Raw genomic sequence first — 16490 nt, forward strand, 5'->3', positions numbered from 1 at the left:
GCGTTAATTAAGGAGTATGCAATGGATTGCCCCGTCTGCAAGAATGTCAGCCTGGTGATGAGTGAGCGCCAGGGTATCGAGATCGACTATTGCCCGAACTGCCGCGGCGTGTGGCTGGACCGCGGCGAGCTCGATAAAATCATCGAACGCTCTATGCAAGGCACCCCGGTCGCTGCCGCCGCGCCAGCGCCGGCCGCGACCCAGTTCGGCCACCAGCCGCAACGCGCGCCAGATCCGCGTTACCAGCAACCCGACCCGCGCTACCAGCAGCATGGCAGCTATAGCCACGGGCACGGCGCCTACCCGCACCATAAAAAGAAGAAGGAAGGCTTCCTGAGCGATCTGTTCGACTTCGATTAATTCGTTTGCAATCCCGCGCCGGCTCGAATATAATGAGTGAGTACTCCGTTATTTATTGAGCTGAACATGGCGCGTCCGAAGAGCGAAGAGAAGAGGTTGCATTTGATGCTGGCTGCGGCGGAAGCCGTGGCCGAGCGTGGTGTTGGCGCACCGACGGCGCTGATCGCCAAGCTAGCGGGGGTAGCGGAGGGCACTCTTTTCCGCTATTTCCCAACCAAAGAAGCGCTACTTAACGAAACCTACCTGTATATCTGCGAACTGGGTTGGGCCTCCGCCAACGAGTCCTTCGACCTGTCGCGCCCCCTGATCGAGCGCGCCCGCCACCTGTGGGACATGCATGTCGACTGGTGCCTGGCCAATCCCGTGTGGGACAGGGCGCTGTCCCAACTGGCCGTCACCGAGATCCTGACCAAGGAGACCCGCGCTGCGGAAGCCGCCATGTTCCCCGACGTTGGGCTGATGGAGCAGGTCAGTGCCGGCGAAGTGCTGGCTGGCCACCCCACGGAATACGCGGACGCCCTGTTCCTGGCAGTCGCCAACGCCACCATCGAATTCGCCCGGCGCGAGCCGGAACGCGTGGAGGCCTACAAGGCCAGCGGTTTCGCCGCCTTCCGCCGTATGTTCCTCGACTGAGATTTTGTGCAATACCCAAGAACCATCCGTTTCCCCATACTCGTTAAATGAGTGATTACTCGCGTGAGCCAATTATGAAAAAAGACTTCGTTTTCCTCGCATGTGCGGCGACCCTGATCGCCGGATGCGGGTCCCAACAGGAGGCGCCGGTCAATGCGCCTCCACCGCAGGTGGGCGTGCATACCGTGCAGACGCGCGCCTTGCCGCTGAACATTACGCTGCCGGGCCGTACTTCGGCCTTTATGGTGGCGGAGGTGCGGCCGCAGGTCGGCGGCCTGCTGCAAAAGCGCTTGTTCACGGAGGGTGCTGAAGTCAAAGCCGGCACCCCGCTGTACCAGATCGACCCCGCCACCTTCCATGCGGCGCACAACTCCGCCAAGGCGGCCCTGGTGCGCGCTGAAGCCAACCTGCTGGCCGCAGCGCCCAAGGCGGCGCGCTACAAAGAGTTGCTGCAAATTGAAGGCGTGAGCCGCCAAGACTACGACGATGCAGTGGCGGCCGAGGCGCAGGCCCGTGCCGACGTTGAATCGGCCAAAGCGGCGCTGGCAACCGCCCGAATCAACCTTGATTACACCCGGGTGGAAGCCCCGATCTCCGGCCGCATCAGCCGCTCCAGCGTAACACCTGGTGCTTTGCTGACGGCAGGGCAGGAGCTTGCGCTGGCCACCGTGCAGCAACTGGACCCGATCTATGTCGATGTCACGCAGTCCGGCGAAGAGTTGCTGCGCCTGAAAAAGCTGGTCGCGTCGGGTGCGTTGAAGCAGGAAGGCGGCCAGGCACGCGTGGTCGTCAAGCTGGCCGACGGCTCGACCTACCCGCACGAAGGCAAGCTGCAGTTCTCCGGCTCCAGCGTCGATCCGGGCACCGGCAATGTGATGCTGCGCGCCATCGTACCAAATCCGAAACACGACCTTCTGCCCGGTATGTTCGTGCGCGCTGTGGTGGAAAACGGCGTCGACGAAAACGCCATCGCCGTGCCGCAGCAAGGTGTGACACGCAACGCAAAAGGCGAGGCGACCGCACTGGTACTGAACCCGAATGGCATCGTCGAGCAGCGCGTGCTGGTAACCACCGGAACGCTGGGTGACCAGTGGCTCGTCAAATCCGGCCTGGCTGCCGGCGAACGCCTGATCGTGGAAGGGCTGCAGAAAGTGCAACCGGGCCAGGCTGCGGTATTCGCACCTGCCAAGACTTCGGTCGCGCTTAAACCAGCGCCTGCCGCACAGTAAGGAGCGGCGACATGGCAAAGTTCTTTATCCAACGAACGATCTTCGCGTGGGTGCTGGCGATCGTCACCATGGTGGCGGGCCTGCTGGCGATCCGCACATTACCGGTCGCGCAGTACCCCGACATTGCGCCGCCGACCATCCAGATCACCGGCATGTATCCCGGGGCTTCCGCCAAAACGGTGGAGGATTCGGTCACCCAGGTCATCGAGCAGAAGATGAAGGGGATCGACGGCCTGCGCTACATTTCGTCGACCTCGGACACCACCGGCGGCCTCTCCATCACGCTGACCTTCAAGAGCGGCACCAACGCCGATATCGCGCAGGTGCAGGTGCAGAACAAGTTGTCGCTGGCGACGCCGCTGCTGCCGCAGGAAGTCACGCAGCAAGGCCTGGTCGTTTCGAAAGCGACCAACAGCTTCCTGCTGATCCTGGGCTTCGTGTCGGAGAACGGCAGCATGAGCAACGCCGACCTGGATGACTATATCGCGTCCACGGTTGTGGAACCGCTATCGCGGGTGGAAGGCGTGGGCGAGATCCAGCATTTCGGCACGCAGTATGCAATGCGCATCTGGCTTGACCCCGCCAAGCTGGAAGGCTACCAGCTGACGCCGACCGACGTGATCGGCGCGATCAAGGCGCAAAATACCGAGGTCTCCGCCGGTGAACTGGGCGGCGCGCCTGCCGTTCGCGGCCAACGCCTGAACGCCGCCGTCACCGCACAAAGCAGGCTGAAGACCCCGGAGCAGTTCGGCGCGATCCTGCTGAAAACGCTGGGCAACGGTGCCACCGTCTACCTGCGCGATGTGGCCCGCATCGAGCTGGGCGGCGAGAATTATGCCAGCGTGGTGCGCTTCAATGGCAAGCCGGCCGCGGGTATTGCGGTCAAGCTGGCGACTGGCGCCAACGCCCTGAAAACCGCCGATGGCGTAAAAGCCAGCCTGGCCGAGTTGCAGAAGTTCTTCCCGAACGGGATGAAGGCCGTGACCGCGTTCGATACGACGCCCTTCGTGGAACTGTCGATCAAGGAAGTGGTAAAGACGCTGGCCGAGGCGATTGTGCTGGTGTTCCTCGTGATGTACCTGTTCCTGCAAAACATTCGCGCCACCCTGATCCCGACCATGGCAGTGCCGGTGGTGCTGCTGGGAACCTTCGGCGTACTGGCGATGATGGGCTACTCCATCAACACACTGACCATGTTTGCGCTGGTGCTGGCCATTGGCCTGCTGGTGGACGACGCCATCGTTGTGGTGGAAAACGTGGAACGCGTGATGACGGAGGAGGGCTTGTCGCCGAAAGAAGCAACCCTCAAGTCGATGGGCCAGATCTCCGGCGCGCTGGTTGGCATCGGCCTGGTGATTTCCGCTGTGTTTGTGCCTATGGCCTTCATGAGCGGCTCGACCGGCGTGATCTACCGCCAGTTCTCGGTGACGATCGTATCTGCCATGGTGCTGTCGGTACTGGTGGCGATGGTGTTCACCCCAGCCCTGTGCGCGACCTTCCTGAAACCGGGTTCGCACGCGCCGCAGATGGGCTTCTTTGCCTGGTTTAACCGCAAGTTCGAGAGCGGCAGCATAAAGTACCAGGGCGTGGTCGGAAAGCTGATCCAGCGCCGCGGCCGCTCCATGCTGGTGTATGGCGCCATGCTCGGCGTGCTGGCCTTCTCGTACATGCGCCTGCCGTCCGCTTTTCTGCCGGAAGAAGACCAGGGCGTGCTGTTCTCGGCGATCCAGCTGCCGTCCGGCGCCACCCAGGAACGCACCGTGCAGACGATCGCGGAAGTGGAGAACTACTTCTTTACCAAAGAGAAGAACAATGTGGAATCGGTGCTGTCGGTCGCAGGCTTCTCCTTCGCGGGCAATGGCCAGAACAACGGCATGGCCTTCGTCAAACTGAAGGACTGGAAAGAGCGCCCGGGACTGGACAACCATTCCGGCTATATCGGCTGGCGCGCGATGGAAGCGTTGATGCAGATGCGCGACGGCATGGTGTTCACCTTTGCGCCGCCGGCAGTGATGGAGCTCGGGAATGCCGGCGGTTTTGACCTGCAACTGATCGACCGCGCCAACATCGGCCACGACAAGATGATGGCGGCGCGCGACCAGTTGCTGGAAATGGCCGGGAAAAATCAGAAGCTGGTGGGCGTGCGCCCGAACGGCCAGGAAGACACGCCGCAGTACCGCCTGGAAATCGACCAGCAAAAGGCCGTAGCCCTGGGCCTGGACATTTCCGAGGTCAACCAGGTGCTGTCGGTTGGCTGGGGCTCGGCCTACGTCAACGACTTCATCGACCGTGGCCGCGTGAAGAAAGTGTTCCTGCAAGGCGAGGCCGAGTCGCGCATGCTGCCGGAAGATGTGCAGAAATGGTCGGTACGGAACAAGGATGGCCAGATGGTACCGTTCTCCGCCTTTGCTAGCGGCGCGTGGGTGACGGCGTCGCCGCGCCTGGAGCGCTTCAACGGTAGCTCTTCGCTGAATATCCAGGGCATGGCCGCGCCGGGCGTCAGCTCCGGCGACGCGATGGCGGAGATGGAGCAGATGATCGCCAAACTGCCGGCCGGTATCGGCTACGAATGGTCTGGCCTGTCGCAGGAGGAACGCGATTCCGGCGCCCAGACGCCCATGCTGTACACGCTGTCGTTCCTGATTGTCTTCCTCTGCCTGGCGGCCTTGTACGAAAGCTGGTCGGTGCCGTTCTCCGTGATGCTGGTGGTGCCGCTGGGCGTGATCGGCGCGGTGCTGGCGACCATGGGCGTCGGTCTGGCCAACGACATTTACTTCAAGGTTGGCTTGTTGACGGTGGTGGGGCTTTCCGCCAAGAACGCGATTCTGATCGTGGAGTTCGCGAAAGAGCTGCAGGACTCGGGCAAGGACCTGCGCGAAGCAACGCTGGAAGCAGTGAAGATGCGCCTGCGCCCGATCCTGATGACGTCGATCGCATTTGGACTGGGCGTGCTGCCGCTGGTGATGGCCTCCGGCGCCGGTTCCGGCGCGCAGACGGCAATCGGTTTCGGCGTACTGGGCGGCATGCTCAGTGCGACTTTCCTTGGGATTTTCTTTGTGCCGGTGTTCTTTGTGCTGGTGCGGGGCTGGTTTGCCGCGCCGCGCATCGATTCGACCGCACGCAATGATGCGATTACGGAAGCAATCTGACATGAACAAGTCACTCATCACCCTTTCGCTGGCCGCGCTGCTGGCCGGCTGCAGCCTGGCACCAGCGTACCAGCGGCCTGAGCCTCCGGTAGCTGCCGCCTGGCCACAGGGCGAGGCCTATAAGCCGGCGCGCAGCACCGAGAACCGGTCCGCGCCCGATATCGCCTGGCGCGAATTCATCGGCAACGAACAGTTGGCGCAACTGGTGCAACTGGCGCTGGACAATAACCGCGACCTGCGCATCTCGATCCTCAATATTGAGAAGGCTCGTGCCCAGTACGGCGTGGCGCGCGCCGACCAGCTGCCGCACCTGAACGCCGCCGTCAGCCAGAATGCGCAGCGCGTTCCCGGCAATCTGTCGCCTGGCGGCCAGGCCACCATTTCGCGCCAGTACAACGGGGGACTGCTGCTGCCAGCGTTTGAATTGGACTTCTTCGGGCGCGTAAAGAATCTGTCGCAATCCGCGCTGCAGCAGTACCTGGCAACCGGCGAAGCACGCCGCGCCCAGCAAATCAGCCTGGTGGCCGAGATTGCCAATGCGTGGCTGGCCCTGGCCGCCGACCAGGAACGCATGCGCCTCGCCGAAGACACGCTGAAAAGCCAGCAAATCACCTATGAACTGGCAAAGCGCCGCTTTGACGCCGGCGCCACCTCTGGTCTGGACATGTACGAAGCCCAGACCAGCGCAGAAGCGGGCCGCAATGACGTGGCGATCTTCCGCGCCCAGGTCGCCGCCGACGAGAACGCCCTGGCCCTGCTGGTGGGCGCCGCTGTACCGCGCGAACTGATGCCGCATGGTTCGCTGGAAACGGTCACCCGCCTGGCGGAGCTGCCGGCAGGCTTGCCGGCCGACGTGCTGCTGCGCCGGCCCGACGTCCTGGAAGCAGAGCGCCTTCTGCAGTCGGCGAATGCCGATATCGGCGTGGCGCGGGCCGCCTTCTTTCCGAGCATCTCGCTGACCGCTTCCGCCGGTAGCGCGGGCAAGGAGCTCTCGGGACTCTTCAAGGCGGGTAGTGGCGCCTGGAGCTTTGCACCGCAGGTGAACCTGCCGATCTTCGCCGGTGGCGCCAACCGCGCCAACCTCGATATGGCAAAGAGCGACCGCGATATCGCCGTAGCCCGCTACGAAAAATCCATCCAGTCGGCGTTCCGCGAAGTGGCCGATGCACTGGCCCTGAACGGGACGCTGGACGAGCGGCTGGCAGCGCAAGCTGCCTTGTCGACGGCAGCGCAAAAGAGCTTCCGCATCCACGAAGCGCGCTACCAGAAGGGCAGCGAGTCCTACCTGAATGCCCTGGTGTCGCAACGTGAGCTGTACGCGGCGCAGCAAAACCTGATCACGACGCGCCTGGCGAAGGCAAGCAACCAGGTGACGCTGTACCGGGTGCTGGGCGGAGGCTGGCGATAGGGTGGTTCAAAATGGCACCTCCAGCCTGATGCCAACCGTGCGCGGTCGGTTGATCGCCACGCGCCGCGTGTTGGGCAAGTCCGCCGAGATCGCGACTGGCAAGCCGGTCTGGCCAATCTTGTCCAGCAAGTTCTCGGCAAAGAAGGTGGCGCGCCAGGGCGGCGTTTTACCCTCCGGCTGCCAGCCGAACTGGAAGTTCACTTCCGCAAAGCCGCCGCGCCGGTAGAACGGGCTGCTGCGGTCGTACAAGGAATTGGCGCTGCCGGTGTAATTGGCACCGAGCCGGCCAAAACCGCTATACGCGCCGCCCCAGCGCCAGTTGTACTCCACCGCCGCAGCGCCGCTCCAGCGCGGCACGTCCAGCAGCCGGTCGCCCTTTATGGCGCCGGTTCCTGGCACGTCGTTCTTCAGCGTGGCGCTGGTAAGGCCCGCATTCAGGCGCAGCGTCAGGCCAGGGGAGGGCTGGTAGCTCGCTTCCAGCTCCGCCCCTTTGCTGCGCGCCGAGCCAAAGTTGGCGGTGATATTAAAGCCGCACTGCAGCACGATCTGCTGCTGGACCTTGTTCCAGTCGATGCTGTACACGGAGGCGTTCAACGTCAGGCGCCGCGCCAGCCATTGCGACTTGATGCCGGCCTCGTAGTTCCAAAGCGTGTCTGCCGCAAACTTGCGCAAGGCGTCGTCGCTCAGGCCCAGGCCGGCAACCTCGTTGGCACATAGCGCCGCCGGCGCCGGGTTGTTGGGCCCACCCTGGCGGTAGCCCTTGGACGCCGTCGCATACAGCATGAGGTCCTGGTTGGCCTGCCATGAAAGGTTGAAGCGCGGCGTATAGCCGCTGTCGCTGGAATCACCCAACACTGCGGAAGGCCCGCCATTGAACAGTCCATCCCCTTGCTGGGCGAAGCCCTGGCGGATACGGAAAGCCCGGAGCCCGGCCCGCGCCGTCCACCCTGGCGAGAGCTGATACGAGGCTTCGCCAAACAGGGCGGTTTCCCGCACCGTCGCCTGCCGGCCGCCGGTAAAGAAACTGTCGAAATTCGTGCCGAAACGCTGGTTGTAGCCTGCCGTAACCGGAATTTCAGACGCCAGAGGCGCATCCACGTGCCGATAAAACGCGCCGCCAATCAACTGCAACGGCCCCTTGAAGTCAGATAGCAGCCGCACTTCCTGCGTGATCTCGCGGTTGATGTATTCCCCGCGCATGAGTACCGGATAGACCGATGTCTGCGGCGCCGGCGAAAGGAAGAAGTACAGCACCTTCGATGCATCCTCCGTGACCGACACGCGCCGGTCGTAATACGACGTGGACGAAACCAGCTCAAAGTTGCCGAGACTCTTGTTGACCGTCAGGTTGCCGAGCGCAGACTTTTGCACGCTCGGCTCTGGCAGGAGCCGCGTCTGGAGTAGGGCATTGAAACTGCCCGGCGGCACATCCACCTGGAACGGAGCGCCCAACCGCATGTGCTGATAGTAAAGGGAGCCGTTCACCGCCAGCCCATCGCCCAGGTTAAGGCGCAGGCTCACGCGCAGGCCCCTGGTGGTCTCGGTATTTCCATTCCTTTCCTGCCGCCCGCCCGGCCCCACCGCCAGGATGTCGTCCGGCGCAATCGGATAGCGGTCAATATAGCCAGCCGCATGCCGCAGGAACAGGCCAAGCCGCAAGGCCGCATTGGCGCCGTCGCCTAGCGGCACGTTCAGCATGGCGTTGCCTTCCTTATTCCAGCCGCCGCCCGTGGTATGTGACAGGCTGGCGTTTGCGCGTCCGCTGAACTGGCGCAGGTCCGGAAGTGAACTGACGTATTTAATGGTGCCGCCCATGGAACTGGAGCCGTACAAGGTACCTTGCGGTCCGCGTAGCACCTCGACTCGCGCGATATCGAAAAGGCCAGGATCGATCAAACCGCGCAAAGATAACAGCGAAGCGTTGCTCGACGCCGTGATTGGGGTGTCGTCCAGGTAGTAGCCAACCGTTCCCGCCGTACCGGCGACAGATGAAACGCCGCGCACGATCAGGATGTTCTGCCCCGGACCCGAGGACACAACAGCCAGCCCCGGCGTCTCGCGCGCCAGGTCGGCCAGGCGTTCAATCCCCATGCGTTCCAGGTCTCGCTGCTCCAGCGCGGTCACGCTCAGGGGAACGCTTTGCAGTGCTTCGGCGCGCTTCTGCGCCGTCACATGCACCTGTTCCAATGGCGCTTCCTGCGCCGATGCAACCTCACTTGAGGCTGCAGCCAGGGCGAACGTAAGCAATGAGGCAGGGCGCATGACGGCTCTCCCGGAGGCGCTACTGTTGTTTGCGTTTGTTATGGTTCTGCTGTGCCGCTGCGACCAGGGCCTTGCGTGTCTCACCAACTATGCGTGCCAGTTGCCCACTGTCGCTGATCTGCTTATAGCCTTGGTCGAAGCGCTCCAACAGCTCCGCCGCATTCGGCAGGTCGCGCCGCAGCACCAGATAGGTGGGAATCAGCGCAATCGGCCGCGCCTGAAAAGCAATCTGCGCCTGCTCGGCCGGCTTCAGTGACTGCAGGAGCAGCATCTGTCCGGCTTCCTCCTCCATCGGGAAGAGGTCGATCCGCCCCAGCAGCAGCTTGCGCATATTATTCTGGTCGCTGGCCGCCTCCTGCACCTTTAGCTTGCGCTGTGCCTGCAAAAGCGAAAAATCATCCGAATAGTGATTGCCCAAGGTGGTGCCGATCTGGTAGCGTCCAAGATCCGCCAGGTTCTCCCAGGGTATCTCCATATCGCGCCGATGGAAAAACACCATGCGGAAAGTGAAAATGGATGATTTGGAATAATGCAGCTTGCGGTCGCGTTCGGGAGAATGCGCCCAGCCATAGGCGCCGTCATACAAGCCGACCATGACGCCGGTGATTACCCGGTTGTTGCTCGACAGCGATTCGATCTCCACCTCCACATTGGCAGCCTTGAACGCCTCGCGCACGATGCGGGTCAGCAGGCCGCCATAGGGCAGCGACTGGCTCATGAAAGGAGGGTACTCGTGCGCGGTCAGTTTTATCTTGAGGGGCGAATCCGTCTCACCGGCGCGGACGCTCGTCGCTACGGCCAATGCAGCAAGCAGCACCAGCAAACGCCCGAAAAGCATACGCATAGGTACCAACCGGAAAGGGAGATTTTCTTCATAGTATGACCAAATACCCCTCCCGGCAACAAGCTTTGCTGCGCGGCCCTAAAGCACGGATAATAGCGGCCAGATCAATTTTTAAGCATTTATTGGAATACTTGTATGGAAATTAAAGTCAACTTCCTCGACAAGCTTCGCCTGGAAGCCAAGTTCGACGACTTCACGGTGATTGCCGACCAGCCAATCCGCTATAAGGGTGATGGCTCGGCGCCCGGCCCGTTCGATTATTTCTTGGCATCTTCCGCCCTGTGCGCAGCCTATTTCGTGAAGTTGTATTGCAATACTCGCAATATTCCAACCGAAAATATCCGCCTGTCGCAGAACAATATTGTCGATCCAGAAAACCGCTATAAGCAGATTTTCAAGATCCAGGTCGAACTGCCAGAAGATATTTCCGAAAAGGACCGCCAGGGCATTCTGCGCTCGATCGAACGCTGCACGGTGAAAAAAGTGGTGCAGGATGGCCCCGACTTCATCATTGAAGAAGTGGAAAACCTGGACGCCGACGCACAGGCCCTGTTGACCCTGAACCCGGACCCGCAAGCCGCGACCTACATTCCCGGCAAAGACCTGCCGCTGGAACAGACCATCGCCAATATGTCGGGCGTGCTGGCCGACCTGGGCATCAAGATCGAGATCGCCTCGTGGCGCAATATCGTTCCGAACGTCTGGTCGCTGCATATCCGCGACGCGCACTCGCCAATGTGCTTCACCAACGGTAAGGGCGCGACCAAGGAAAGCGCGCTCGCGTCCGCACTGGGCGAATACATCGAACGCATCAACTGCAACCACTTTTACGCCGGCGAATACTGGGGCGAGGGAATCGCCAACGCGCCGTTCGTGCACTATCCGGACGAGCGCTGGTTCAAGCCCGGCAAGAAGGGCGCGCTGCCGAAGGAAATCCTCGATGATTACAGCCGCGCGGTTTACGACCCGGATGGCGAACTGCGTGGCTCGCACCTGATCGACACCAACTCCGGCAATGCAGAGCGCGGCATCTGCTCGCTGCCGTTCGTGCGCCAGTCTGACGGCGAAACCGTGTATTTCCCTTCCAACCTGGTCGAGAACCTGTTCGTCAGCAACGGCATGAGCGCCGGCAATACGCTGGCCGAAGCGCAGGTGCAGTGCCTGTCCGAGATCTTTGAAAGGGCGGTCAAACGCGAGATCCTGGAGAACGAATATGCACTGCCGGACGTGCCTCAGGAAGTGATCGACAAGTACCCTGGCATCGTGGCCGGCATCAAAGGCCTGGAAGAGCAGGGCTTCCCGGTACTGGTGAAAGACGCATCGCTGGGCGGTAAGTACCCGCTGATGTGCGTGACCCTGATGAACCCTCGCACCGGCGGCGTATTCGCTTCGTTTGGCGCCCACCCAAGCTTTGAAGTCGCACTGGAGCGCAGCCTGACCGAACTGCTGCAAGGCCGCAGTTTCGAAGGTCTGAACGACCTGCCGCCACCGACCTTCACCAGCAACGCCGTAACGGAGCCATACAACTTCGTCGAACACTTTATCGATTCCAGCGGCATCGTCTCGTGGCGCTTCTTCAGTGCCAAGTCCAACTTCGAATTTGTCGAATGGGACTTCTCCGGCCAGGGTGAAAACTCGAATGTGCAGGAAGCGGAAGCGTTGTTCGGCATCCTCAAAGAGCTGGGCAAGGAATCGTACATGGCCGTCTACAACGACCTGGGCGCGACCGCATGCCGCATCCTGGTACCCGGCTACTCCGAGATCTACCCGGTTGAAGACCTGATCTGGGACAACACCAATAAGGCTTTGCTGTTCCGCGAAGATATCCTGAACCTGCACACCCTGGACGACGACCGTCTGGACGACCTGCTGGAACGCCTGGAGAACAGTGAGCTGGACGAATACGGCGATATCGCAACCTTGATCGGCATCGAGTTCGACGAGAATACGGTATGGGGCCAATTGACGGTGCTCGAACTGCGCCTGTTGATCAACCTGGCGCTGAACGAGTACGAAGCAGCCCACGAACTGATCGGCGCCTTCCTGCAGTACAACGACAACACCGTTGAACGGCGCCTGTTCTACCAGGCACTGGATGCCGTGCTGTCGGTGGCGCTGGATGGCGAGCTGGAGATCGAAGACTTTGAAGTCAGCTTCCGCCGCATGTTCGGCAATGAGCGCATGGATGCCGCGCTGGGTTCGGTCAATGGCAGCGTGCGCTTCTACGGCTTGACGCCAACCAGCCTGAAGCTGGAAGGACTGGATCGCCACCACCGCAAAATCGACAGCTACCGCAAACTGCACGCGGCGCGCGCAAAAGCGGCTGCCGCTCGAAGCTGATGCTCTGTAGGCCGGGCCCGCCGCTGCGGCCCCGGCCGATCAATCAGATAGTCTGGAAGTTCCAGAGGCTGGACTCCAGGCTGTCGGCATTGACTTCTTTCGCAAGGATCTTGGTGCTATTGCCCGCGTGGTTATTCTCGCGCACCATGGCCGCAGTGTCGGTGACGTAAATGCTGAACCGGCCGCTTGCATCACGCGCGACTTTAAACGTCTGCCCCGTGCTCCTAAAGGCCGACGACGTTATCGGGAATCCATCGAGTCGATCTTTGGCCGGATTGAAATCGAATGTCGCATAGGTATTGAGCTTGGTGTTGCGCAGTTTGAAAAGGTCGTGGCCATCCTTGTCGGTGCCAGCCGGCATTAGATGCCAGGTCCTGGCGGGCGCATCACTGTTCCAGATTTGAATGCGTGAGCCATCGTTCTTGGAACTGTCCTCAACTTCCCAGTACTGGCCTTTATCCGTCGGGACCACGATGTGTATGTCGCGCTCCAGGATTGTGGTGATATCTGCTTTACGTACAAATACTGGCTTCCCAGGCTGGGGCGTCGGCTTTGGCTCGGGAACGGTGTTGTAGATCTCAAAACGGCCACCGCCTAAAAACAGGTCGAGCCCGACGCCGCCGCCGTTGAACCACAGAACCGGCTGCGCATGTTCGTCGTAGCCGACGAAGTTTGTGTAGGCAGGACCAAGTGCGACAGTGAAAAGCGAGCAGCTACCCGTATACCCGCGCTTGTTGATGCGCTTAGCGATGGTCAACTTACCGCCGACAATCTCAATCCCCGCGACCAGCCCACCGATCAGGCCATGCACGTAATAGGTGGCCTTATCTAGACCCGTGTAAATTGAGTACAAGCCGCCACCAGCTTCGAGGGCGGCGAACGCCGCTCCCATTGACACGTAATCGTCGGGCGCAGATGACATCAAGGCTTCAACCCGATTCACTTCAGCGCTTACTTTCGCTACATGATTTTGCAAACTCATCTCCTCACTCCTTTGGTTAGGTAATGCAGTGGACGATCGCGGCGCACGTACGAATGCTGGAGTCTAGGAATAGAATGCAAGATTAGCAAGTTAGCAAATGGAAGCGTTGCGTAAGCATCAAGCGCGCGATGGCAAACAACCAAGGCTGCCAAGGGTGCAGGTGAGGGTGGTTTCGAGCGGTGTGTGAGGTTCGGCCCCGAGCAGGACGCACAACTGCTGGCTCTCCATCCTGACCGCGCATCGGCGCGCGCTGGATTGCGCGGCGTAAAGCAAAAACGCCGGCCAGCACGGCTCACCGTTTCCGCTCTCGTGTCACAGCCATCAGGCCATCCAACTTTGTTACCGCTGTAGGCGATCTGAGCCGCTACTTCCAATATTCAGTAATCTTCGAAATCTTTTCACCCTTGAATTCGAACACGGCGAGATGGTTTTTTCCGGTTTTGGTTTCACGCCGGACCACAGCGGCAGCATTCAAGCCGGGAATTACACTCACCAGCTGGTAGCGAGGCTCCGCAAGTTGGTACCGTCCTGCCTTAAGATTGCGCACCGAATTGCCGTACAGGAGCTCTCGGGTGTAGGTGCCGCCGTATACCTCATGAACATATACAAAATCATCTGTGTACATGGCAAAGATCGCGTCAACATCCTCGACTTTGGAACCATTCATCATCATGCGGTTCGATGCTTCAGTTGCAGAGCCGACTAAGGACTTGATCTTCTCTTCAGGCAGGCTGGCGACATCGTTCGCCAGGCTGGCGGTGGACAGCAGTAAGCCAAACACGAGTGCAGCAAGTTTCATTTCGAACTCCTTGGCAAAAGAGTTAGTAATTTAGCATAACTTGGGGCGCGTCAAAGCCGTTTGGCTGCCTATAGGTTTCACCACACCTGACTAAATCAGTCAGGCAGATGTAAAAAAGCCCGCACGAGGCGGGCTTATCTAATCAATATGACGCATTCACTAATCACCCCGGCTATCTGCTGGGTGTCATCAGGTACCTGCAACCCGCGCTATCTGCCCGGTGTTGCCGGCTAATGCAAGCCATTGTCCCGCTAAACCATTTTCTCCAGACCCTGACTATCTGCCAGGTGTCCGTAGCCGGTTAGAGGGGGACGGTGCTGCAAGGCGCATCGCTATGCGCCCCTCAACTGTGTGCAGCACGTCTTCAACGTTGAAGACGCTTCGCGCGCGGCTACGCCGGGCGCTGGCACAGGTACGATCAGGACAGAACCTGAATGTTGCCAGCCTTTTCGCCTTTAGGACCAACGCTGCGCTCAAACGAGACGCGCTGGTTTTCGGCAAGGCTCTTGAAGCCGGTCGATTGGATATCGCCGAAATGGGCGAACAAATCGGCGCCGCCTGCATCGGGCGTAATAAAGCCGAAGCCTTTAGCGTCGTTGAACCATTTAACGATACCAGTTTGAATACTCATGATCTTTTCCTTCAACTAAAATAATAGGCAACTTTGCCATAAGGGCACTTGAAACCAAGAATTAAAACCGAAGGAAAAAAAACTGGACGACCGGGAAAGACAGCCATGCGGAATTGGGACCAACAAGATTACGACTTGATGCAAGTACGAGATGCAATATACGCGGCTTTCCCGATATCACCTAGCTTTAATTTTATTTTCTGACAAATGCGTTTTCAGTTGTGGCAGTGAAGTCCCTGGCTGCTCTAGGGCACCAAACCCCGAAAGCCAGGCGCCTATGCTGGATCTGGATGGCACTGAAGTATGGTCGGACCTGATTTCGACCAGCACCGACGAGGTCATGGACGAAGCGAGGCGTCTACTTGGTGCTGGAGGTCCGCGCCGATGGCCGCACGGAAGGGCTTGGCCAATGGATCGAACAAACCGAAGGTGCCAAGTTCCGGCTGAACGTCTTCTACGAGCTGCGCAACCGTGGACTGGAAGACGGTCTGGTCGCCGTAAACGGCCTGCGCGACCGAGCTGTGAACGCCGACACGGCAGCGGCGTTAGACACGTTTGCGCAAGACCGTAACGAGCGCATCGTTCAAGGCTCTCCACCAGGCTAAGGCTGTTGTATTAGATTTTCCAGTTTTCGCAACAACGAGCAAACTTACTGAGTTCGCATAATCTATATTATGTCAAATGAGATCTTTGAGCCAGCTGCGCTAGATATCAACTTGTGAACCAGAACTCTTTACCACCATCGGCTCCTTACAATGACCCGATACTATTTCTCAAGTTCTTTAGCGGCGAGCCGGTCTAAAAACCTTCCGAAGGTAACGAGCCTGCCGGTACGGGGCTTTACGAGCGGATGGGACATCCTTCCGGAACTCCCGTGCAAAGCTCCGCCTCGCACTCCCGTTGCGGGGCGACGGAGTGTCTTGCCCTTATGGCCCGGGAACAGTGCGCACGCTGGAGAAGTTCCGTGCTCTGAGTGGCATGGACTACCTCAACAAATCGGTGGTGGGTCCGTACCCGCAGGGCGTCCTGCATCCAAAAGGCGCAACTACTGCGACAATCGATTAGGCTTTGGCGCCCCGCTTACTTTTTTACACCGCCATAAATATGTTCATGGGTCGCCTTAACGTCCCACGGTGCTTTATCGAAGTTAACGACAACGTCCATTCGGACTGCCCCACGTTTCGGGGGATAGCCGGGGCGTCCGAGATCGTATGTGTACACACCGGCATAGGTACATATATCTTCCGGCGGCTGGGCGCAATCAAGACCAGCATCGGCTAATACGGAGCGGACGTCCGAGCCATTTGGGTAGCGTGACCGGAAATCGTCAAGAAAGGCTTGCACCTTCGCCCTGCTCCATTCGTCGCGCCATAAGCCAGCGTGGGTTTGCAGTTGAGTTGCGAGAGGACTGTTTCCCAGGCCCGCAAAGTTGAAATTGATACTTTGAGCTGAGGCCGCTGACGAGGCTATGGCTGAGGTAAGAATGAAGGATGTGAAAAGTTGCTTCATTTCGCCCCGCCATACTCAGTAGGAGCTACCACTTGAACGGCGGCTAGCTCAACAAGCGAGACAGAGTCATCCGCAATACACAGTACCAGCATTGCGCCTGGTTCGATCATTGCCATTCTTACCGCTCCATTTCTAACGCCATCTCCAGTCAGTAATGCGCAAGTTGCCGATCGAATCTTACGTCGAGATTGCTAAAACATCAACTTCAATATTTCGTTTAATCTCATTTTCTTTCCTTTTCATTTGCAATCTGGAGCTTTCGCAACAGTACGAAAGAAGCCAGCTAAACAACGCACGTTTTTAGCTAAACAACAGTCTGGCCGCGTGTGCACGCTTGACTTACC

The 16490-nt window shown here is 59.7% G+C and carries 12 protein-coding genes and 1 pseudogene; 7 read left to right on the forward strand and 6 right to left on the reverse strand.

Annotation, left to right across the window (positions count from 1 at the left end; translation table 11 throughout):
• Positions 1–21 precede the first annotated feature (21 nt).
• From GTP41_RS17615 to GTP41_RS17635, 5 genes are all read left to right on the forward strand, one after another.
• The gene (locus GTP41_RS17615; protein ID WP_161026887.1) at positions 22–360 is read left to right on the forward strand and encodes a TFIIB-type zinc ribbon-containing protein; all 339 of its coding nucleotides are present in this window, start codon (positions 22–24) and stop codon (positions 358–360) included.
• Between the two features lie 66 nt (positions 361–426).
• Positions 427–993: a TetR/AcrR family transcriptional regulator gene (locus tag GTP41_RS17620; RefSeq protein ID WP_161026888.1), complete on the forward strand. Its 567-nt coding sequence runs from the start codon at positions 427–429 to the stop codon at positions 991–993.
• Between the two features lie 74 nt (positions 994–1067).
• Positions 1068–2222: an efflux RND transporter periplasmic adaptor subunit gene (locus GTP41_RS17625; RefSeq protein ID WP_161026889.1), complete on the forward strand. Its 1155-nt coding sequence runs from the start codon at positions 1068–1070 to the stop codon at positions 2220–2222.
• Between the two features lie 11 nt (positions 2223–2233).
• Entirely contained in the window at positions 2234–5371 is a 3138-nt protein-coding gene (locus tag GTP41_RS17630) for an efflux RND transporter permease subunit (RefSeq protein ID WP_161026890.1), read from the forward strand.
• Between the two features lies 1 nt (position 5372).
• Complete coding sequence (locus GTP41_RS17635; protein ID WP_161026891.1) at positions 5373–6779, forward strand: efflux transporter outer membrane subunit; 1407 nt, start codon at positions 5373–5375, stop codon at positions 6777–6779.
• 6 nt (positions 6780–6785) lie between these two features.
• Here GTP41_RS17635 and GTP41_RS17640 read toward each other — a convergent pair whose 3' ends face one another.
• The gene (locus GTP41_RS17640) at positions 6786–8957 is read right to left on the reverse strand and encodes a TonB-dependent receptor (protein ID WP_371867372.1); all 2172 of its coding nucleotides are present in this window, start codon (positions 8955–8957) and stop codon (positions 6786–6788) included.
• Positions 8958–9060: 103 nt separating this feature from the next.
• Entirely contained in the window at positions 9061–9885 is an 825-nt protein-coding gene (locus GTP41_RS17645) for a substrate-binding periplasmic protein (RefSeq protein ID WP_229502937.1), read from the reverse strand.
• Positions 9886–10020: 135 nt separating this feature from the next.
• Here GTP41_RS17645 and GTP41_RS17650 point away from each other — a divergent pair, with 135 nt between their 5' ends.
• Positions 10021–12225 carry an OsmC domain/YcaO domain-containing protein gene (locus tag GTP41_RS17650; protein WP_161026893.1) on the forward strand — a complete coding sequence of 735 codons (2205 nt, stop codon included), beginning with the start codon at positions 10021–10023 and terminating at the stop codon, positions 12223–12225.
• Positions 12226–12268: 43 nt separating this feature from the next.
• Here the strand turns inward: GTP41_RS17650 and GTP41_RS17655 are convergent, their stop codons facing one another.
• The 3 genes from GTP41_RS17655 to GTP41_RS17665 form a co-directional block, all read right to left on the reverse strand.
• Complete coding sequence (locus tag GTP41_RS17655) at positions 12269–13207, reverse strand: hypothetical protein (protein WP_161026894.1); 939 nt, start codon at positions 13205–13207, stop codon at positions 12269–12271.
• 364 nt (positions 13208–13571) lie between these two features.
• Positions 13572–14006, reverse strand: coding sequence for a nuclear transport factor 2-like protein (locus tag GTP41_RS17660; RefSeq protein WP_161026895.1), 435 nt, complete (start codon positions 14004–14006; stop codon positions 13572–13574).
• Positions 14007–14424: 418 nt separating this feature from the next.
• Entirely contained in the window at positions 14425–14637 is a 213-nt protein-coding gene (locus GTP41_RS17665) for a cold-shock protein (RefSeq protein ID WP_161026896.1), read from the reverse strand.
• A 371-nt stretch (positions 14638–15008) separates the two neighbouring features.
• Between GTP41_RS17665 and GTP41_RS27445 the strand changes: the two are divergent.
• Positions 15009–15149 (forward strand): annotated as a pseudogene (locus tag GTP41_RS27445) (transposase); the annotation flags it as partial.
• Between the two features lie 568 nt (positions 15150–15717).
• On the opposite strand, the gene GTP41_RS17675 reads toward GTP41_RS27445, so the two are convergent.
• The gene (locus GTP41_RS17675) at positions 15718–16146 is read right to left on the reverse strand and encodes a hypothetical protein (RefSeq protein WP_161026898.1); all 429 of its coding nucleotides are present in this window, start codon (positions 16144–16146) and stop codon (positions 15718–15720) included.
• Between the last annotated feature and the right edge of the window lie 344 nt (positions 16147–16490).

The organism is Pseudoduganella guangdongensis (assembly GCF_009857475.1).
Taxonomy (GTDB): Bacteria; Pseudomonadota; Gammaproteobacteria; order Burkholderiales; family Burkholderiaceae_D; genus Rugamonas; species Rugamonas guangdongensis.